Here is a 17,952-nt window from a genome sequence, read left to right as displayed (position 1 = left end):
AGAGGCGCGACGATCTTTTATGTCGGGAAAACTGGGATTTGGGTCATGCTCGATGCAGATCATCTATTAAAACCGATCAGCGACGGCAACGCATGCGGGGATGCTCTCGATTACGATTTGAGCTTCCTGGAGTTGGAGATAGCGTCGCATGGCAAGCCGCACCAGCAGATAGGCGACTCCATCGCCACCGAGGAGGCTCCCGATTGGACAGAGGTGTGGCGGCTTGGCCTCGACCTTTCTGCCCGCACTAAGGATCTAAGAGTCGGAATCTTGCTCACACGATCCGCCCTCAGTCAGTTCGGCTTCTCTGGTCTAAGTCGGGGGCTTGAGCTGCTCGCGGCCTATGTCGAGCTCTACTGGTCAGAGCTACATCCGCGACCGGATCCAGAAGATGACGAAGATCAGACCGTTCGCCTCAACGCTCTAGCGAGCCTCTGCGATCTCTCCGGGCTCTTGGCAGAAATACGCCAAGTCCCACTCACCTCCTCCAGGCAATTCGGGACTTTCACGCTCCGCGATTGGGCTGGTGCGCTACGGTCCCAATCTACGGAAATTGATCGTTCGACCATCGAGCACGCCTTCATCGACACCGATCCACTGCAGCTCGAGCAGATCAGCACTGGTCTCCACGCCAGCCTGGCAGCCGCCACCCATCTAGACGCGAGTGTTCGGCAGCACGTCGCGAGTGACGAGGCCGTTCGATTCGACCCTCTGATAGTGCTACTCACCCAGGCCAAGGATCTGGTCGACGCCCATCGGAAAAGGGCCCAGCCTGCAGCCCCGGCATCTCCATTGCCAGACTCTAGCAAGGCCTCTTACCCCGAAGTGATCCGCAACCGCGATGACGTTGTCGAAATTCTTGGCCGCATTTGCCACTGGTACCAGGTGAATGAGCCCGCGAGCCCGCTGCCAGCCCTCCTGGAGCGCGCGCAGCGACTTGTCTCGAAGGACTTCATGGCTCTTATCAAAGAGTTGGCGCCAGAAGGGGTTGCCCAATACCGTTCGATTGCCGGTCTGGCGGTCGGCGAGGGCACGTGACGTGCGCAATCTTCCCTATCAGGAGAGTGGAACACATGACAAAGGCGAGTAGTCAAAAGTTCATCGCGCGGGTTCGTCCGCCTCGCGTACAGATCGAATACGACGTCGAGACCTATGGCTCTCAGAAGAAGGTTCAGCTTCCCTTCGTGGTCGGCGTGATGTCCGACCTCGCCGGCAATGCTGCCGAGCCGCTTGCCCCTGTCGCGGAGCGCAAGATGATGGAGATCGATATCGACAATTTCGATGATCGGCTCAGATCGCTGAGGCCCAGGGTGGTGATGCGGGTGCCGAACCTATTGACCGGAGAAGGCCAACTCGCTGTCGACTTGACGTTCGAGCGGCTCGAAGATTTCTCGCCGGCGGCCGTGGCGCGCAAGGTCGACAGCCTTAGCAGGCTGCTCGAGGCGCGAACGGAGCTCTCCAATCTGCTGGCCTATATGGACGGTAAGAACGGTGCCGAAGAGTTGCTCACCCACTTCCTCGCGGATTCGGCACTGCTAAGCGCCCTCGGCAATGGCATCGAGACTGAGAAGCCTGATGCATTGGTTGCCGCTCCGCCATTGCCATCCCCAGACACAGAGGAGAACTGATCATGATGCCTGCAGATGCCACAGATGTACAGGTCGCCACCGTTGATCTCGGCGATTTCACCCGCATGCTTCGATTCGAGTTCAAGATCCGCTCGGACCACTCCCGTGACTTGGTGGAGAGTGCCGTCCGAACACTGGCCGAGCAGGCACTTCAAAACACGTCGCTAATCAGCGACGATGTCGTCACGACTATCCAAGCAATGATTGCTTCGATCGACCAGAAGCTTTCTGCACAACTCAACGAGATCCTCCATCACGAAAATTTCCAGCGCGTGGAATCAGCTTGGCGGGGCTTGCATCACCTTGCCATCAACACCGAAACCGATGAAACGTTGAAGATTCGCGTTCTCCCAGTTTCAAAGGTGGAGATGTCCCGAACTCTGCGGAAATATAAGGGTGTCACCTGGGATCAGAGTCCGCTATTCAAAAAAATTTACGAAGACGAATACGGCCAAATCGGCGGTGAACCCTATGGCTGCCTGATTGCCGACTACTATTTCGACCATACCCCACCGGACGTAGAGTTGCTTTCGGGACTGGCGCAGATCGCGGCGGCGAGCCACTCACCGCTTATATCTGCCGTCTCACCACATCTGCTGCAGATGGATTCTTGGCGTGAGCTTGCGAACCCGCGTGACATCACAAAAATCTTCCTCACGCCCGAACATGCCCCTTGGCGGGCGTTCCGCGAGAGCGAGAACTCTCGGTACGTGGCCCTGACCTTACCACGCACCCTTGGCCGGCTGCCCTACGGGGCCAAAACCAACCCGGTCGATGAATTCGCCTTCGAGGAGGACACAGACGGCGGCGACAGCGAGAAATACCTTTGGACGAACGCAGCCTACGCCATGGGCGTAAATATCACGCGCTCGTTCAAGCTCTATGGCTGGCTCTCCAGAATTCGTGGCGTCGAATCCGGCGGCCTGGTCGAGGGTCTGCCGGTACATACCTTCCGCAGCGACGACGGTGGCGTCGACCTAAAATGCCCCACTGAGATCGCGATCAGCGACCGCCGTGAGGCCGAACTGTCCAAAAACGGTCTTCTACCGCTGTTGCACCGCAAAAACACGGACCTCGGCGTATTTATTGGCGCTCAAACTATTAACAAGCCGGTCAAATACGAAGACCCCGACGCGTCAGCGAACGCCGAACTCAGTGCCCGGCTACCCTACATCTTCGCAACCTGCCGCTTCGCACATTATTTGAAGTGTATGGTCCGGGACAAGATTGGCACGTTCAAGGAGCGCCACGAGGTCGAGGAGTGGCTCAACCAATGGATTCAGGGCTATGTCCACCCCTCGCCCGAGCTTGGGAGCGAAGAGAGTAAGGCACAGCAGCCGCTCTCCTCAGCCGAGGTCAAGGTGGAAGAGGTCGAAGATAATCCCGGATATTACGTTGCGAGATTTTACATGCGGCCACACTACCAGCTCGAAGGCCTAACCATCTCTTTGAGACTTGTCTCGCGCCTGCCATCCGCCCGCAAGGACTGAGAAAACCCGCAGATGATTGTGCTCCGTTCTCGGCGCCAAAACTCCGGAATAGCTGCCCCGGGCTGGCCGATGCAATCCAGGCCCAATCAGATCAACGAGAAAAGGAAAGTCCATCATGGCGTTCGACGCGGTTATAAAATTCACGCAAGCGTCCAAGGACGGCATTTTGCCCAAGGGCGAATCTATCATTCTAAAGGACGGTATCACCCTAGCGGACGAATGGAGCTTTTCACTCGAAAACAAGCTGAACATTGGGCCTCATACCGCCGGGGCGGGCGCGGGCAAGGCCGAATTCGAGGTCTTCACTATCAAGAAGCAGGTGGATACGTCATCGCCCTCTCTGTACGTTGCCTGTGGTCGCGGCGCCCACTTCAATAGCGTCGAACTGAAACTTTTCAAAGCGACGGGGAGCGGACAAGCTACATCAGAATCGAACCTGTTCTTGCACTGGAGTTTCAACATGCTGGTAGTCGAGAAGGTCGAGTGGTCCTATGCGGAAGAGGCCCCCGAGGAGACGATCACATTCCGGTTCGGCGCCTGCAAGGTCATTTATTACAGGCAGGATGAAAAAGGCGCTCTTACCAAAGCCGGCGAGGGCATCTGGAACCAAATCGCGAACAGCACCGACTTCAATAGGCTCGTCGGCTGATGGGGCCATCGGCAACCCGGGAATATTCGGGGCTGCGCGCGAAAACGACGGATCGACTCGTCGCTATTGCACCTGGAGATTGTAACATGGGCAGAGATGTTAAGCGGGATCTCGTGCAACCATCCCTCCTGGACCGGCTTACGGACGATGAGCCGCGCAGCTCGTGTGAAGCGCAGGACAAGCGCAGCTTCTCTGTTCGCCAACTGGAAGAGGTGATTCTACGCGATGTTTCCTGGTTGTTGAACACCAATCAATTGGGTGCAACCGTAGATCTACAAGCGTACCCTCACGTAGCGGCCAGTGCACTTAATTATGGTGCCTGGCCTCTCAGCGGACAAATTCGCGAAGGGATGGATAAGAGCGCATTGCGCGAAGCGATAATCGAGAGCCTTCAGCGCTTTGAGCCGCGTCTCTTACCGGACACCCTGAAGGTCACGGTCCTGGACGATGGTCAGGGTTGCGGCACTTTTCGCTTTAGGATCGAAGCCGATCTGTGGGCGCAGCCGTTGCCGGTGCGAATGGTGATGCGTACGGAGGTAGATTCCGAGCTCGAATCCGCCCGCGTTCATCTCGGTACAGAGATAAGCTGATGGATCCCCGGCTCCTGCGACTGTACAACGACGAACTTGCTTATATGCGCGAGATTGGGGCCGAGTTCGCCCGCGCATTCCCGAAGGTCGCCGCCCGGCTCGGGATGGAATCAGCGGAGGTCGCCGACCCCTACGTCGAGCGGCTTCTGGAAGGCTTCGCTTTCATGGCGGCGCGGGTGCAATTGAAGCTTCAGTCTCGCTTTCCGGAATTCACCCAGCACCTCCTGGAGATGGTCTATCCGCATTTTCTACCGCCGCTCCCCTCGATGACGATCGTCCGTTTCGAGCCCGACCAGGATGCCGGACGACTTGAAAATGGATACCTCGTGCCGCGGGGAACCAAGCTTTTGGGCCGTCTTGCTCCGGGCGCCGTCACACATTGCGAGTTCCGCACGGCCCATGATGTGCATCTCTGGCCAATTGTGGTGAGCGCTGCCGATTATTTTTCGACGCCGGGGCAGATCGCCGCACTGGATCTTCCGGCCCGGCAAGATGCGAAGGCTGCTTTGCGACTACGCCTTCGCACCACCAATGGCATGCCGTTCAATAAACTCGGACTAGAGGCTCTCACACTGCACCTAACAGGCCCCGGTGGCATCGGCGCCGCACTCGCCGAACAGCTTCTCGGTGACGCATGCAATATCATAGCCCGTCCGGTCGGCCGGCCTATCCCTTGGCAGGAAAAGATTCCGGTTCATGCGCTGCAGCAACGCGGTTTGGAGCCGAGCTGTGCTCTCCTGCCCGAGGTGCCACGCTCTTTCGACGGGTACCGTCTCCTACAGGAGTATTTCGCCCTCGCGGAGCGGACGTTGTTCGTCGAGGTTAGCGGGCTGGCAGACGCAGTAGCCCTGTCAACTGCCGAGACCCTTGAGATCGTCTTCGCACTCAGACGTGTCGAGCCACGGCTGGAACGACAGCTCGGACCCCAAAATATCGTTCTCTTCGCAACGCCCGCGATTAATCTCTTCGAACGCCAGGCAGATCTCGTCCACGTGAGCGACAAGAACACCGAGCATCATGTGATTGTTGACAGGATGAGGCCGCTCGACTTTGAGGTCCACTCGATCCTCGAGATGAGCGGAGACGGGGCGAAAAACGAAGCGGCTCCCGTGAGGTTCTACCCGTTCTATAGCATCAGCGCGCACGGTCAGGAGGAGCAGCATTCCAGATACTACGCGATCCGCCGGGAGCAGCGCCTCATGTCGGAGCACCAGCGTCTAAATGGCGCGCGGACTGGCTACATCGGCAGCGAAACGTTCGTTTCTCTAGTTGATCGCCAAGCGGCTCCCTATTCGGCGGAACTCCGGCATTTGTCTGTAAACTGCCTGTGCTCGAACCGGGATCTGGCGCTGCTGCTGCCGATCGGCCGGGACGAGACAGACTTCACCCTGGAAATCGGCGCTCCAGTTACCGCCACCCGGTGCGTATCGCCCCCGAGCCGACCGCGCCACTCCTTCGCCAATGGCGATATCACTTGGCGATTAATTAGCCATCTTTCACTGAACTACCTCTCGATCAGCAATTCCGATAGGAACGACCACCGGGGCGCAGAAGCGCTACGTGAACTCCTCCGCCTCTACGTCGATCCAGTCAATGCCTTCGCCTCACGGCAGATCGACGGGATCCGGGAGATTCGGTCCAGGCCTGCGGTCAGGCGATTGTCCAGCGGTGGACAAGCCGCCGTAGCACGTGGGATTGAGGTTGGTATCATCCTGGACGAAGCGGCCTTCGAAGGCGTTGGCATCTTTCCGCTCGCCTCCGTGCTCAACCAGTTCTTCGCGAAATACGTATCCATCAACAGCTTCACCGAGATGGTCGTCTCGACGCTACAGCGCGGGGAGGTAATGCGATGGCCGACGATGGCCGGCCGCCGGGCGATCCTTTGATTTCGGGGGCACTCGGCGACTTCCTAAGCTCGCTCAGGGCCGAACCGCATGCCTGCGACTTCTTCCAGGCTCTGCGGCGGATCGATGCAATCTGCTCAGATCGGCCTCGGCTGGGAGAATCGAGCGGTCCCAGCCTGGATCGCGTGCGGATCGCCCAGCAGCCCTCCCTTGCATTTCCGACTCGATCGATCGCGGGCGTGACTGCGCACGAGGAGAACGACCCCGTAATCTCCACCTACGCCTTCGGCTTGTTTGGACCCCACGGTCCCCTCCCATTGCATCTGACGGAGTACGCCCTTCTCCGGCAGCACAACGCCGCGGATGAGACGCTGATCCGATTTGCTGATACCTTTCATCATCGAATGGCCTCGTTCTTCTTCCGCGCATGGGCGGAGGGCGAACCGACCGTGAGCTATGACAGGCCACAAGAAGATCGATTTGCCCTTCAGCTCGGCGCGCTAGCCGGCTTCGGGATGACCTCCCTGCGCGCGCGGGATGCTATGCCTGATCTGGCCAAACTCCACTTCACCGGCCGTCTCGCCTCACACACCCGCAACGCCGAGGGGCTCGCTGCCATCCTCGCCAGCTTCGTCGAGGCGCCGGTTGATATCCGTGAATTTGTCCCAAAGTGGGTGGATCTGCCCCGCATATCGCTCTGCCTCCTGGGCCGCGACCCGGCCACGGGCACGCTGAACAGCAACGCTATTGCAGGTGCGAGGGTCAGAGTGTGGCACCATCGGTTCCGACTCATTGTGGGTCCCCTCAGCCTGGCTCATTACGAATCGCTTCTGCCCGCAGCTCCCGGCCTTAAGTCGATAGCGGAGATCATCTGCAACTACCTTGGAGATGAACTTGACTGGGAGATTAACCTCGTTCTCCGTCAGGAGCAGGTCCCGGAAGTGCAGTTGGGTCGCTGCGGCAGACTCGGATGGTCCAGTTGGATGGGCAAGCGGAAAACGCGCCAGCACGCCGATGACTTGACAACTACCCCGACTGACCGGGGCCCACCGGCTGCCGCATGGCACTCTCCTGAAACGGACATCCATGATGCGGCGGGCCCGCTCGACCTTCTTTTCGGGCGGGGAGAAGATCTCCTTGGCGAGATCGATCTGGAACGGGTGAATGGCCCACGTAACCTCGATACCAAGTGCGGCGGCACGGCGGGCGGCGGCTTGGAAGGCCCGTTATGACAAGCATCGGAAGCTCGACTCTCTTCAGTAAGCTCAACGCAAACTGCAATGGGACCGCCAAGGCCCTTTGCAAAATTCGCCGTGACGCCTCTTTGGAACGTTATCGCCATTTTGACGCCCTTGAGGCTTCAGCAGCGGAGAGGCCTATCGAGCCGACGATCGCGGCGAAACTCGACCACCGTGGTTGTCCGCTCGGGCGCTGCGCCCTGGGCCTGGTTGAATCTTCCAGGAGACACGTCGTCGCTAGCACCGCCGGAATCCGCCAACTCATCGATGTTACAAGGCCGCATGGCGAGATTTGGGTGGGATTTAGCGTGGGTGAGTTCCAAGAGACCCACACGCTTTCTTCACCCCGCCCTCCCCCGCTTGGCTCTGACGATGCGGGCCAGCAAGACATCTTGGCTGAGCAACGGTCGGCGATTTCGATGCACGAAATAAACGCTTTTCGGCATCTTCGCCGATGGCTTCGGCAGCATCCTACTCACGCCATCGGGCGCAACCGCGCCTTCTCATCAAATCTGCGGAACACACACCACCATGGTCGAGTCAAGAATCGAGAGTCTCTTAAGGCACAATCGTTTTGTTGCGGTCACTTCGGCCGCGTCCGAGTTGAATGAAATCTCTCTCCGGCGGCTCAGTGGCACCGAGCGGCTGGGGGAACCTTTCCTCTACGAGGTGAAGCTCGCCAGCCGCAATCCAGTTCAGAACTTTGCTACGATCCCCGGTCAAAACCTGACAATCGGCCTTAAGCTCAAGGACTCGCAAACCCGCTTCTTCAACGGTGTTGTTACGCGCTTCCAATATCTCGGCCTCGACGATACCGAGCACCTCAACTACGTGGCGCAGGTGCGGCCGTGGATTTCATTGCTCGAGCATCGCTCTAACAGTCGGGTCTTTCAGAACAAGACGAGCATCGAGATCATCACCACGATTTTTCGAGAACATAAAGGCAATTTCAAGAATCAGACCGCCCGACGGTTCCCACAGCGCCCATATTGCGTCCAGTACGATGAAACGGATCTGGCCTTCGTCAGCCGCCTCATGGAGCAGGACGGCATCTACTACTATTTTGAACATGCTGAGGACCAACATGACCTGGTGCTGGTCGACAACGCCGCGAGTCACATGGCCTGCACGCCTGAGATCGTAGAGACCCACCACAATCTCAGGCCTGCCCGAAGTCTTTACCAAGAAGATGTCATCCTGCATTGGGACGAGGTCGTATCGCTACAGCCGAACAAGGTCGTTCTCAGGGACTATGACCATGAGAAGCCGATGGCAGAACTGACGTCTGTCGCGCGTGTTCCTCCCGTGAGGACAGGCGGCATTCCGCCATGCAAGCTCACGGGAAGCGCCATCACCCGACCGCGGGAGAGCGTGGCGGTCAGAACGGGCGAGACCTCGTCGGCAAGCAGCGGCTGCACGGCAATGCGGGAGGTCTTCGAGTATCCAGGCCAGTATACAAAAAAAAGCGATGGCGATTTCTACGCCACCATCCGTGCCGAGGAACTCGCCTGCAACGCTTATCGCGCGCGGATCGAAAGCACTGCGCGCCAGATAACGACCGGGTCATTATTCAAGGCGGCAAATCCCTTCTACTACGGCCAGGTCGGTTCCCGCCCGAAACCCACCGATCGCTTTCTGGCAGTCGGACAGGACTTCACTGTCATCGGTGAGGTGGGGGACGATCTCACTGCGGACACCGTGGGGGGGAAGGGCGAGCGGTTCCTCTATCACAGCAACGTAGAGATTATCCCCGCGACCACCCAGTACCGACCGAGGCGCCGCACACCGGCGCGGTTGATTCACGGACCGCAGACGGCCGTCGTCGTGGGCCCCGAGGGCGAGTCGATCGCGACGGATAAGTACGGCCGTGTGAAGGTTCAGTTCTTCTGGGACCGAGAAGGCGGAAAGAACGAGAACAGCTCCTGCTGGATTCGGGTGGCCCAGAACTTCGCTGGTAAGGGTTTTGGCAACCTGGTCGTCCCACGGATCGGCCATGAGGTCGTGGTTGATTTCATCCACGGCAATCCCGACACGCCCCTGGTGACCGGCGTCGTATACAATGGCTCAAATCTGCCGCCTGAAACCCTGCCGACCGACAAAACGCGGTCGACCTTCCGGACGCATACCGATGGCGGCGCCGCTAATGCCTACAATGAACTGCGCTTTGAGGACAAGCAGGGCCGTGAGGAGGTCTATTTGAAGGCCCAGAAGAATCATACCGTCGAGGTCGGGAATATCTACAGCATCGACGTCAAGAGACACTTCCTCCTGACCTCGGGCGGCGCCGCGCCCGACTCCCCTGCCGCAGCGGCCTTAGGTAGCCGCGTCGAGGTAACACCCGACAAGATCCGCCTTGTAGTATCGGGCAGAACCGGCCCGCAGGCCATCGAAATCAGCGGCGATGGGATCGCCATTATCGGCACGATGATTGGCGTTATGGCAACGCCTCCGCGGCTCGGGTCCATCGTCTCCATGCCGCCGCCGACACCGGGTCCACCCACGCCGTCGATAATGAAGCTTATTGCGACACTCGGGCTGCCGCCTGTTACGCCCGAGTGACACGATGTCAAGGTGAACTGGTTCTGGGCCTCGGCTGTCCGGAAGTCGTTGCCTTTAAGTCGGCAGGGCCCTGCAGGCGTAGAGAAAAAGCGTAACGGCTTCGGCGTCGTAAGCTGACCTACCAAATCAACGTGACACTGCGAGATTGCCCGAAAATGAGGAAAGGTTATCGCGCGTGAGCGTTTGTTCCGGGAACTTGCGCCTCAGTTAGATGGAGTTGCCACGCGAAATCGGCCGCAAGCGGCTCCAAATGCGTCTGGTTTAGGTCTCCACCAAGCTGAAACTGGTGGATGAAATACCTTTATCACTCGGCGTCACGAAATTGCGATCAGGGCGCGGGCGGCGCAAAAATCAGCGTTCTCGATCTGGGCGTTACAGCGCTGCTTTGCAGGGCGGGCTCTCGCCTCGAAGCGCTTCTGGCGGAGCGTGGCCGCCTCGAGCAGCAGTCGAAGCCTTTCACCATGCTCGAAGGTGTCTCGCTTCTATTTGCGTTTCGAGTTCCTGATAGGCGCTGGCCATGCCTGTCAGGCCGAGTTTGCGCAGCATGTCAATGGTGGGATTGTTCAACGTCGCGATAAAAATCATGCGCTGTCCAGCTCGAGGGAGGACGCTGGCCATGCCCCCGAAGCATAACGGGATACGAATTTGGTATTGGAAGGAAAGGTCGCGACGGAAGTAACATCAGCAGTGACGCAATGACCTAAGGAACGACGCAATGTACGGCAGAAGGCAGGGGGGTGTTGGCAATAGTTCCGAACAAGGCGGTGAAGACACCTTTAACTGGGTTGAAGGCTTGACTGGCTCCTCGTCCGGCGAAGCGGCACTGAAAGAAATTTTACTGGCCTGGGCGGAAGACGGGCAGCAGGAGCAGGACGAGGACCGGCACGAGGCAATGGCACGGATCGAGGCCTGGACGGAAACCCGCAATTTTCGTGCCCCCCTGAACTTAACATCGCTGTCCCTAACGGCACTGCCCCCCACCTTACCGGCCGGCCTCCAGCGGCTCAACGCCAATGACAACCGGTTGGGCAGGCTGCCCAACAACCTCCCGCCCGGTCTGCGAAAGCTCTCTGCCTGCGACAACCAGCTGACCACGCTGCCTGAGGTTCTTCCGGACATGCTCGAGACGCTCTACGTCGACGGCAACCGGCTGACCAGATTGCCGAACGAGCTTCCTTCCGGACTAAAGTATCTCTACGTCAACCACAACCGGCTGACCAGTTTGCCCGATAACCTGCCGCCTGAGCTCAGGGAGCTTCATGTCACCCGCAACGAAATCGCGCACCTGCCGGAGAATCTCCCCCTCGAATTGACGGATCTCCGCGCCGAACTCAATAATATAATTCGCCTGCCCGAGCGCCTTCCTGCAAAGCTCACGAGGCTCGAAGTCCCTCACAATGAACTGACTAGCCTACCCGAGGACCTCCCGGCCACCCTAAAGTGGCTCAGCACCGACAGTAATGAACTGACCCACCTGCCCCCTAACCTGCCGAGGGGGCTGGAGGAGCTTAGCGTTCGTGGAAACAACCTGAGAGGACTTGGCGACGGGCGAACTGCACTGCCGTACATTCTGTCGCAGCTTCCGCCTCATTGCAAAGTGTACCTGAATAACAATCCGCTGCCAGATCGACTGCGGGCGCACCTGAGCGCGCAAAGCGGGACGAGCCTTCCGCAGATCTTTTTGTGATGCTGCCTGACAAACGGGCCAAACTAGGTCCCTGCGTTTTGAGTAAAAGGCCTTTTGCCGAAGCCATGGCGGTGGGGTGCAGGCCAGGTATGACGCGTGCGGATCAAAAACAATGAGTTTGCAGGTTTATGCCGCTCGCCGGAATATGTTGAGTTGTGGAAGCAACAGACGTCTCACTGAAGACTATGGCCGGAAAGCCCAGGCTCGGCACTTGTGTCCTTCGGGCGACCTTGCATGCGAGCCAGTTCGTACAAAGGATTACCCGCTATCGCGTACCAGGAGGTGCGACGCGTACGGCCTAGAGGCATTGCCGCCGGTTGGAACGTTCGGAAGCTGGACCCAGATTTCAACAGGCCTCAAGCGCATCCACCATTTCCACATGGTCCACCCCCAGCATCGCGTATTCGTTGATCTAACTACCCGAGACTCCAGCCTACGGGCCTATTTGCATTCGTCGGCGATCGACGACTCTGTCGCCTATTAGTTGAAATAGAGTTTTCGTGGCGAGCCAGCAGAGGAACAGCCCATGGATGAGAAAAACAGCCCCATTGTTTGCATCTCGGGTGTAGACGAACGAAAGCTCGGCGCCGCTCTAATCGCGGTCCAATCGGCATTTAGTGTCGCGATTGCGGAACTATCGAAGCTTCACAAAGGGAACAGTCCTCAGTGGTTCGAAGACCTGGAGGAGGTGGTAATCGCTAACGCAAAAGGCACAGTCACCGAGGGCATCTCGCTGGATGTCGAGGTGGAAAGCCTCAAATTCGGCATCGACGTCCTTCGGGCGATCTTAGATGTCAGCCGCGTTGAGCTAGGCTTTGCAGCAAAGGAATAACCTTTCGCCCAAACGAGGTCTCGATGCTATTGGCGCCGGAGATGTTCGATGCACACTCGAACCTTCGCATGAGTACCGCGCTCGTCGCCAAAGTCGCCCGCATCGTCACCAAATGGTATGGCCGTCCGACAAACCAGGAGGTCTTGCCGCAGATGATCGACGATACGACCTATGCATGGCGCACCGGCGTTTTTGAGGCAACGCGCGTTTTCCATGCGGAAGACCCGGGCGGACCAACCTTCATCGGGGGCAATTTGCGCAAGCCGGACTCCCATGGAAGACAATAACTTGTCGGACGCTGGGCGCACGAGACTGAGGGACTCAGCGTTGAAGATGTGCCGACAAGCTCGGCATTAGCGATGCACCCTGTATAGCGGGCAGCGACCGCCTTGCCATGCTTGAAGATGCCCTGAGCCGACACGCCCACAGTTGATAAAGATGTCGACTCAGTACCGCCGGCCGCTCCTCACCTTCTACCTTGCTGAGCCGCCAGCCATTGCGGCTCGTGGCAAGGATTTTTCGGACTCTTCCCGAGAATATGCACAACGCGACGCAGCGCTTGTCGACCCGCTGTTTCGTGAAGTTCGCGCTCGCCAGGAAATGGTGCGTGATGAGCCCTTTGTAAGAGTCACCCTTGCGCCGGCAGTCCGAGACCTCCCCGTTCATCTGGTTCGTCGTCTGGAATCGCAATCGATCGATGATCGACCTCCGCCCCTTCGTCGCAGGGATACACATCAAGTGGATTTGACCTGGACAGCGACCGCTCGCGCTGGAGCGCCGAATACCGGCGGCGCATTTCACCGGACGCAATCGACCCTGCCGTCCAAAGAGCGACCAGTTCCATGAAACCCGGGTCTTCATCGATCCGGATTCCTCGCGCCTTCCAACGCGCGATGACCCGCTCGGCTATGTCCCTGCGTGAATCCATTACCACTTCCCTGCCCCCTGCCCCCTGCCGCCTACGCGGTTAGATACCAAGATGGTGGGTTCTTCGCCAGTTCAAACCGTCCAATATGTCACGCCGGCCGCCCGCGATCCGTTTTCAGGAGCTTGTTAGCTGGAGCTATCGAGATCGCAGGACACACTTTCCAGCTCTCTCCCGACCTGATGGTCCCCGTCACCATCTTTTCCGTCCATGAATAAGGTAGGCCGCCCCCGATCAGTCCAGGCGATTTAAGTGCGAGTCCGCTTTTACGTCGCCTTGAGGTCCGTCAGCACCTTGTCAAAAGCATCCTTGACCGGCTTTGAGATTTCCTCCACCGCCCTGCTTGAGAGCACCCGGACTTCCTTGGCGTGCTGCAAACTTGTCTCAACCCGCTTGCGGAAAAAGGTCGACTGCTGTTCGAGGATCTGCGACGGCGAATTCGCGCCCAGCAAAGCTTGCAAATGTGAGAAGCTGGCCTCGGCGTCGGCCTGCAGTGCAGCGATCGTCTTCCACCACAATTCGTTGCCGAATAGACTTGTCGTTTCGAGGATCGGAGGCAGCATTTTCTGTGTCGCTTCAGCGCCGGACGCAAATTTCAAAAAAGCCTCTGTCACCTTCTTGTTCCCCTTTTCAACAGATGCGCCGAACTGATCTGGCACCTTGAGCGACGATGACCCCGGGTTTTCGATCGTTTCAAAGGATCTTTCGGAAATCTTGGTCATTGCATTTTCCTTCTCTTTGAGTTGGTTGCAAGCTGTGACATCGGGATTGACCCTTCCGCCGGCGGATGCATGGCCGCTTGGTAGAACGCGGATCCGATGACGAACGGTCAGGTGGCCTCCGTTCCGTTCGTTTCATGAACCGGCATCATGCAGACTGCTTTCTGCCGCTTGTAACCAGGGATCAGCAAACACCATGCCAACTGCTCCGACGCGCCAAGAAGATGATTTTCTTTTATCAATGGGCGGGTTGAGGGCAGGTTGATGTGTATTTGACGGAGAGACCGGCGAACAAAACGTTCCAATCACGACAAACCTGACAAAAGTGGCGGATGCCCGACATTTGCGAGAAATGTCGACGGTTGCGCTGGGGACAAGGGAATTCACGCGGACTTCAAATCGCGCCAAGGATCATGTGCCTGTTCGTGGCTAAGGGGCGTTACCCGGAAAATCAAAACTCGCGGAGCTCTCCGCTATTCCATATCGCGCCGCGATATCTTCGAGCGCTTCCTGAAAGACGGCCGCGTCGAAGTGGACTCCACATGTTGAGCGGGCAATCAAGCCCCAGGCGTTAAGAAAAAATAGCCTGTTTGCTGAAGGTGACGAGGGCGCGACATACTCCTCATCTGATGATGTCTATAAAAGAGGATTTTGAACCGGATCCTGAGATATCGGACGCCGGGATCGCCTGGCATCGGCTTCGCGGCGCACGGTTTCGTGTTGAAGGTCGGAAAGCTGGATGATCCACGGCGCTCCGGTGCATAACTGGCGAGCGGGAAGGACACCGCTGCTGACCATCCGGTAGGCGGTAGCTCGACTCACCTTTAGAATGTCGGCGGCCTCGTCGAGGGTTCTCTCACCGCGTTCGGCCCGTTCACCTTCTCGATAGACGGAGATGCCGTGGATGTTGCGAAGACTGCAGACGTGGCTTCGCGTCCAGCTGGCGCCATGCCCTGTCCGCTTGCCGGATCGATTCAAGATCGCTGCGATCGACAAATCGGGCAACTGCCTCGCCAAGTTGCGAACGAGATCGACAACATCAGCCTTAACTGCCCAGCGGGTCTGGCCGATCTTGTTTTTCTTCACCGTCATCCGGGTGTGATCGCCACCCTGCCAATGAATGACGAGCGCCAATGTGTCGTCAACGGTATCGACAATGATTTCTTTGATCAGCAGCCGAATGATCTTTTGGCGTGTCTCGATAGACGCGTCGGGACCTGTGCCATGCCTTACTATAGATCGCTACCGAGCATCATCAATCTTGTACGGTCGTCGGCCGATAAAGCAGGCGTGTTACGGTCGGTCGAGAGCATCTCGAACTGGACCTCGAGATCACGCAATAGGATCAGCTTCTCATTCCAGCGCCGCTCCAGTTCGCCGGCGACCAACCGATTGCCCGGATCGACAGCATCATACTGGCGGCGCGCCCTGGCAGCCTCGTATTGTGCTTGCTTGATTAAGTTCTCGAGTTGCTGTTGATTGTCGCTATGACGCTGCGTGTGCGCCTCCATTGCCCGCAAGGCCGCCTCGATTCCCAGAGGTTGCAATCGCTCGAGCACCTCCTGCGCCACGGCCCGATCGACCCGCATGCCGCCGAACCCGATACAGTTGCCGACCGCCATGGCGCCGAACGTGCCGCGACAAACATATCGCTGCGCCGCCTTTCCCGGAGTATTGAATGTGCAATCGGCGACCGCAGCGACCGCAACGGAATAGTCAGGCAACAAAGCTTGGCGCGCAGTTCAACGAGTTTGGTTGCCGAAAGGCGCGGCGCAGCTACGATCTCGATCGAACTTGCCGCAGGATCAAACATCCATGCCGGAATTTGAAATGAACCACCGTGTGCCAGAATGAGCAGATAGTGAACGCCTTCGTGCTCATGGCTGCCGGTTACCAAGACGGTTTGGTCAACCAGTGGATGGAAGGGATAGGTGACCCTTGCTTCAAACGTCGGAAATCCGGCATTATGAACCCGGCTCGGAAGGCGGCGGCAGGACTTGGGCGACGATCGCGACGCTGCTTCAAACTGCATTTTGCCGCGCGCGGCAAAAGCACGTTTATACTGACCAGCAAACTATGCCGATTAACCGACTTTGCCAACGTTTCCGGCACCATAGCAGCCGCCTAGTCGGCATAGCTTAGGGTCTCTCCGTCGCGAAGGAGAGGACACATGAACGCAACTCAGGATCGCATCGCCCTATGCAGGAAGCTAGTCTACAGTCCACATCGGGACGACGATGCACGTGGCACTCGCTAAGCCTGTTTCGGGATCTGATCGACTGGCATGTCGGCAATGGAATACTCCGCAGGATTTAAGCGAGGTTCACGTCGACCGCTTCCCTGAGCATCGTTTCAAACACTGGAGACCCGACTCGGGCGATTGATCGGCGCTCCGCCGCTCGCCTTTGGCGTTACGGGAGAATGGCTTAATACCGACCGCGCTTCCTATTCAGCGCAGTGAGCACGAGAAGATCGACGATGCTGGCCGGTCCCAAAAACGGGATGGCAGCTTCTAGAAGTCGATTGAACGGACCGGTCGGGACCGGCGTCCGCACGCGGTGCCCCACGGTCTGTGGGCCTCTGAATTCTGTTCTGCAGGTAAAGTCAGCCGACGCCGTCGCGTATCGCGACTTTGGAGCTCGTTGGGTTCGCTCGCCAGCCCCTTCCTCATGCGATGCGGCTCCGCCCCTTGCAAGAAACGCTCCGGCGTCCCAATACTTTTGGCTTTGCTCGACGGCGCTGTATCCCGCAGCTTCGATAGCCTTGCTCCGAAACGCTTCCTGCGGGGTCGTCAACTCCTGCAGTCAGGCGCCTTCCGCCGCTGCGTTATGATCCGTCGGAGCCAGACTTTCAGCGGCTGTTTCCGCCGCTGACTTTATGGCTGCGGACCCTCACGGTTGAACTCTCCAACCCGGATTAGTGCCGGTCGAGTTCGGCTTCGACCTTCTTGCGACTGTTGCCTACGTTCTTCACGGTCTTCTTCACCGCTTCCTTGGAAATGCCTTCCTTCCGGGCTTCGTACTTCACCTCGTGATCCTGACCACCTGCGACGCGAGCACGATCCTGGCTGCGGGCTTTGGATGTGGTTGCCATGGTGAGATCCTCCTAATGTCGGTCCTTACGAACGGGCGCCGATTCAATAAGTTCCGGCCTCCGTTATGGTGAGGCGCGCTTCGGCGATGTCGCGGACGCGCTGCACATGGCCTCGGGCGAGATGGTTCACTTCGACGATGAGATCGCGCAAGGCATATCTGCGACCGCAGTTAATCAGTAGCGGACAATTCTTCCCAGGCAGTTGGTACGGCTCGTCGTGTGCCTATGAGCAAACCCATGGATTGATTGTCATAGAAAGCAGGACTAGAACAACAGCGCTAATGCAGGAGCGCTCGGCATCCGAACGCAGAACAAGATCGCGGCGGAAGCCACGCAAGAGCGTCGTCTGCGAAGAGAAACCAAGCGGCTCGGCAGGTTGCGGCTAACCTCTGACCGAGTCGGCACCACGAAGGAGCCAACCCATCGGGGACAGATCCCCCTCAGCCGCTACATCAACGTGATTTGGAGTTTGGAATGGATCAATTTGCTACCGCCGACAACACCTCCGCAGCCGCTCGTCGCCGCGAAGCCAGGATTGCGAAGGGCTACAGCCTTGAGGACCTGGCCATCGCCACCGGACTTACGGTCGAGGAAATCGCAGCGGCCGAGGAACCCCTTCAGATCGTGCCTCAGCACCACCTCGAGCGCATTGAGCATGTGATCTCATAGCTTCCGTCGCCACCGGCACGCGGTCCCGG

General features: G+C 58.2%; 17 protein-coding genes and 4 pseudogenes. 13 read left to right on the top strand and 8 right to left on the bottom strand.

What is annotated here, in order from left to right:
- Positions 1 to 45: 45 nt before the first annotated feature.
- The 7 genes and pseudogenes from tssA to tssG all read left to right on the top strand — a co-directional run.
- Positions 46 to 1,038, top strand: a complete 993-nt coding sequence (gene tssA / locus AMC88_RS26315) for a type VI secretion system protein TssA (RefSeq protein ID WP_004680423.1) — start codon at positions 46 to 48, stop codon at positions 1,036 to 1,038.
- A gap of 35 nt (positions 1,039 to 1,073) precedes the next feature.
- Entirely contained in the window at positions 1,074 to 1,628 is a 555-nt protein-coding gene (gene tssB / locus AMC88_RS26310; RefSeq protein ID WP_016737476.1) for a type VI secretion system contractile sheath small subunit, read from the top strand.
- A gap of 2 nt (positions 1,629 to 1,630) precedes the next feature.
- On the top strand, positions 1,631 to 3,118 hold the full coding sequence (gene tssC, locus AMC88_RS26305; RefSeq protein ID WP_004680425.1) for a type VI secretion system contractile sheath large subunit: 1,488 nt from the start codon (positions 1,631 to 1,633) through the stop codon (positions 3,116 to 3,118).
- A 115-nt stretch (positions 3,119 to 3,233) separates the two neighbouring features.
- Positions 3,234 to 3,767 (top strand): Hcp family type VI secretion system effector, encoded by a 534-nt coding sequence (locus tag AMC88_RS26300; protein ID WP_004680426.1) that lies wholly within the window; start codon positions 3,234 to 3,236, stop codon positions 3,765 to 3,767.
- Between the two features lie 86 nt (positions 3,768 to 3,853).
- A complete protein-coding gene (tssE, locus tag AMC88_RS26295) occupies positions 3,854 to 4,357 on the top strand; it encodes a type VI secretion system baseplate subunit TssE (protein WP_004680427.1) in 504 nt (167 codons plus the stop codon).
- Positions 4,357 to 6,243, top strand: coding sequence for a type VI secretion system baseplate subunit TssF (gene tssF, locus AMC88_RS26290; protein ID WP_064830110.1), 1,887 nt, complete (start codon positions 4,357 to 4,359; stop codon positions 6,241 to 6,243). Before tssE ends, tssF begins: the two co-directional genes overlap by 1 nt.
- Positions 6,207 to 7,178 (top strand): annotated as a pseudogene (gene tssG / locus AMC88_RS26285) (type VI secretion system baseplate subunit TssG); the annotation flags it as partial. The gene tssF and the pseudogene tssG, both read left to right, overlap by 37 nt.
- Positions 7,179 to 7,283: 105 nt before the next feature.
- Here the strand turns inward: tssG and AMC88_RS34620 are convergent.
- A pseudogene (locus tag AMC88_RS34620) lies at positions 7,284 to 7,421 on the bottom strand (CoA ester lyase); the annotation flags it as partial.
- A gap of 549 nt (positions 7,422 to 7,970) precedes the next feature.
- On the opposite strand from AMC88_RS34620, the gene AMC88_RS26280 reads away from it, so the two are divergent.
- Positions 7,971 to 9,998, top strand: a complete 2,028-nt coding sequence (locus AMC88_RS26280) for a type VI secretion system Vgr family protein (RefSeq protein ID WP_004680430.1) — start codon at positions 7,971 to 7,973, stop codon at positions 9,996 to 9,998.
- Positions 9,999 to 10,454: 456 nt separating this feature from the next.
- Here the strand turns inward: AMC88_RS26280 and AMC88_RS34540 are convergent, their stop codons facing one another.
- Positions 10,455 to 10,583, bottom strand: a complete 129-nt coding sequence (locus AMC88_RS34540; RefSeq protein WP_010068000.1) for a hypothetical protein — start codon at positions 10,581 to 10,583, stop codon at positions 10,455 to 10,457.
- A 130-nt stretch (positions 10,584 to 10,713) separates the two neighbouring features.
- Here AMC88_RS34540 and AMC88_RS26275 point away from each other — a divergent pair, with 130 nt between their 5' ends.
- From AMC88_RS26275 to AMC88_RS26265, 3 genes are all read left to right on the top strand, one after another.
- Complete coding sequence (locus tag AMC88_RS26275) at positions 10,714 to 11,685, top strand: leucine-rich repeat domain-containing protein (RefSeq protein ID WP_004680431.1); 972 nt, start codon at positions 10,714 to 10,716, stop codon at positions 11,683 to 11,685.
- 526 nt (positions 11,686 to 12,211) lie between these two features.
- Positions 12,212 to 12,517: a hypothetical protein gene (locus tag AMC88_RS26270; protein WP_004680432.1), complete on the top strand. Its 306-nt coding sequence runs from the start codon at positions 12,212 to 12,214 to the stop codon at positions 12,515 to 12,517.
- A gap of 68 nt (positions 12,518 to 12,585) precedes the next feature.
- A complete protein-coding gene (locus AMC88_RS26265; RefSeq protein ID WP_037147006.1) occupies positions 12,586 to 12,804 on the top strand; it encodes a lysozyme family protein in 219 nt (72 codons plus the stop codon).
- 341 nt (positions 12,805 to 13,145) lie between these two features.
- Here AMC88_RS26265 and AMC88_RS26260 read toward each other — a convergent pair whose 3' ends face one another.
- Together AMC88_RS26260 and AMC88_RS26255 are read right to left on the bottom strand one after the other, a co-directional pair.
- A complete protein-coding gene (locus tag AMC88_RS26260) occupies positions 13,146 to 13,445 on the bottom strand; it encodes a hypothetical protein (protein WP_016737472.1) in 300 nt (99 codons plus the stop codon).
- Positions 13,446 to 13,708: 263 nt separating this feature from the next.
- A complete protein-coding gene (locus AMC88_RS26255) occupies positions 13,709 to 14,164 on the bottom strand; it encodes a phasin (RefSeq protein ID WP_010024976.1) in 456 nt (151 codons plus the stop codon).
- 435 nt (positions 14,165 to 14,599) lie between these two features.
- On the opposite strand from AMC88_RS26255, the pseudogene AMC88_RS33350 reads away from it, so the two are divergent.
- A pseudogene (locus tag AMC88_RS33350) lies at positions 14,600 to 14,771 on the top strand (IS66 family transposase); the annotation flags it as partial.
- 26 nt (positions 14,772 to 14,797) lie between these two features.
- On the opposite strand, the gene AMC88_RS26250 reads toward AMC88_RS33350, so the two are convergent.
- From AMC88_RS26250 to AMC88_RS26240, 4 genes and pseudogenes are all read right to left on the bottom strand, one after another.
- Entirely contained in the window at positions 14,798 to 15,295 is a 498-nt protein-coding gene (locus AMC88_RS26250; protein ID WP_010005427.1) for a helix-turn-helix domain-containing protein, read from the bottom strand.
- Positions 15,296 to 15,393: 98 nt separating this feature from the next.
- A complete protein-coding gene (locus AMC88_RS26245) occupies positions 15,394 to 15,885 on the bottom strand; it encodes an ATP-binding protein (RefSeq protein ID WP_185185232.1) in 492 nt (163 codons plus the stop codon).
- Positions 15,886 to 15,983: 98 nt separating this feature from the next.
- Positions 15,984 to 16,193: pseudogene (locus AMC88_RS34205) on the bottom strand (DUF5372 family protein); the annotation flags it as partial.
- 884 nt (positions 16,194 to 17,077) lie between these two features.
- Complete coding sequence (locus AMC88_RS26240) at positions 17,078 to 17,254, bottom strand: DUF3606 domain-containing protein (protein WP_004668584.1); 177 nt, start codon at positions 17,252 to 17,254, stop codon at positions 17,078 to 17,080.
- 474 nt (positions 17,255 to 17,728) lie between these two features.
- Between AMC88_RS26240 and AMC88_RS32465 the strand changes: the two genes are divergently transcribed.
- Positions 17,729 to 17,923, top strand: a complete 195-nt coding sequence (locus tag AMC88_RS32465; RefSeq protein ID WP_010068053.1) for a hypothetical protein — start codon at positions 17,729 to 17,731, stop codon at positions 17,921 to 17,923.
- Positions 17,924 to 17,952: the final 29 nt, after the last annotated feature.

The organism is Rhizobium phaseoli, assembly GCF_001664385.1.
Lineage (GTDB): Bacteria > Pseudomonadota > Alphaproteobacteria > Rhizobiales > Rhizobiaceae > Rhizobium > Rhizobium phaseoli.
The sequence above is the reverse complement of the archived record's forward strand: the minus strand, read 5'-3'. Positions and strand labels throughout refer to the sequence as shown.

Excerpts from the sequence above, each read along its gene's own strand:
- tssA (WP_004680423.1), top strand. The coding sequence starts at position 46 with ATGCTCGATGCAGATCATCTATTAAAACCGATCAGCGACGGCAACGCA.
- tssB (WP_016737476.1), top strand. The coding sequence starts at position 1,074 with ATGACAAAGGCGAGTAGTCAAAAGTTCATCGCGCGGGTTCGTCCGCCT.
- tssC (WP_004680425.1), top strand. The coding sequence starts at position 1,631 with ATGATGCCTGCAGATGCCACAGATGTACAGGTCGCCACCGTTGATCTC.
- AMC88_RS26300 (WP_004680426.1), top strand. The coding sequence starts at position 3,234 with ATGGCGTTCGACGCGGTTATAAAATTCACGCAAGCGTCCAAGGACGGC.
- tssE (WP_004680427.1), top strand. The coding sequence starts at position 3,854 with ATGGGCAGAGATGTTAAGCGGGATCTCGTGCAACCATCCCTCCTGGAC.
- tssF (WP_064830110.1), top strand. The coding sequence starts at position 4,357 with ATGGATCCCCGGCTCCTGCGACTGTACAACGACGAACTTGCTTATATG.
- AMC88_RS26280 (WP_004680430.1), top strand. The coding sequence starts at position 7,971 with ATGGTCGAGTCAAGAATCGAGAGTCTCTTAAGGCACAATCGTTTTGTT.
- AMC88_RS34540 (WP_010068000.1), bottom strand. The coding sequence starts at position 10,583 with ATGATTTTTATCGCGACGTTGAACAATCCCACCATTGACATGCTGCGC.
- AMC88_RS26275 (WP_004680431.1), top strand. The coding sequence starts at position 10,714 with ATGTACGGCAGAAGGCAGGGGGGTGTTGGCAATAGTTCCGAACAAGGC.
- AMC88_RS26270 (WP_004680432.1), top strand. The coding sequence starts at position 12,212 with ATGGATGAGAAAAACAGCCCCATTGTTTGCATCTCGGGTGTAGACGAA.
- AMC88_RS26265 (WP_037147006.1), top strand. The coding sequence starts at position 12,586 with ATGAGTACCGCGCTCGTCGCCAAAGTCGCCCGCATCGTCACCAAATGG.
- AMC88_RS26260 (WP_016737472.1), bottom strand. The coding sequence starts at position 13,445 with ATGGATTCACGCAGGGACATAGCCGAGCGGGTCATCGCGCGTTGGAAG.
- AMC88_RS26255 (WP_010024976.1), bottom strand. The coding sequence starts at position 14,164 with ATGACCAAGATTTCCGAAAGATCCTTTGAAACGATCGAAAACCCGGGG.
- AMC88_RS26240 (WP_004668584.1), bottom strand. The coding sequence starts at position 17,254 with ATGGCAACCACATCCAAAGCCCGCAGCCAGGATCGTGCTCGCGTCGCA.
- AMC88_RS32465 (WP_010068053.1), top strand. The coding sequence starts at position 17,729 with ATGGATCAATTTGCTACCGCCGACAACACCTCCGCAGCCGCTCGTCGC.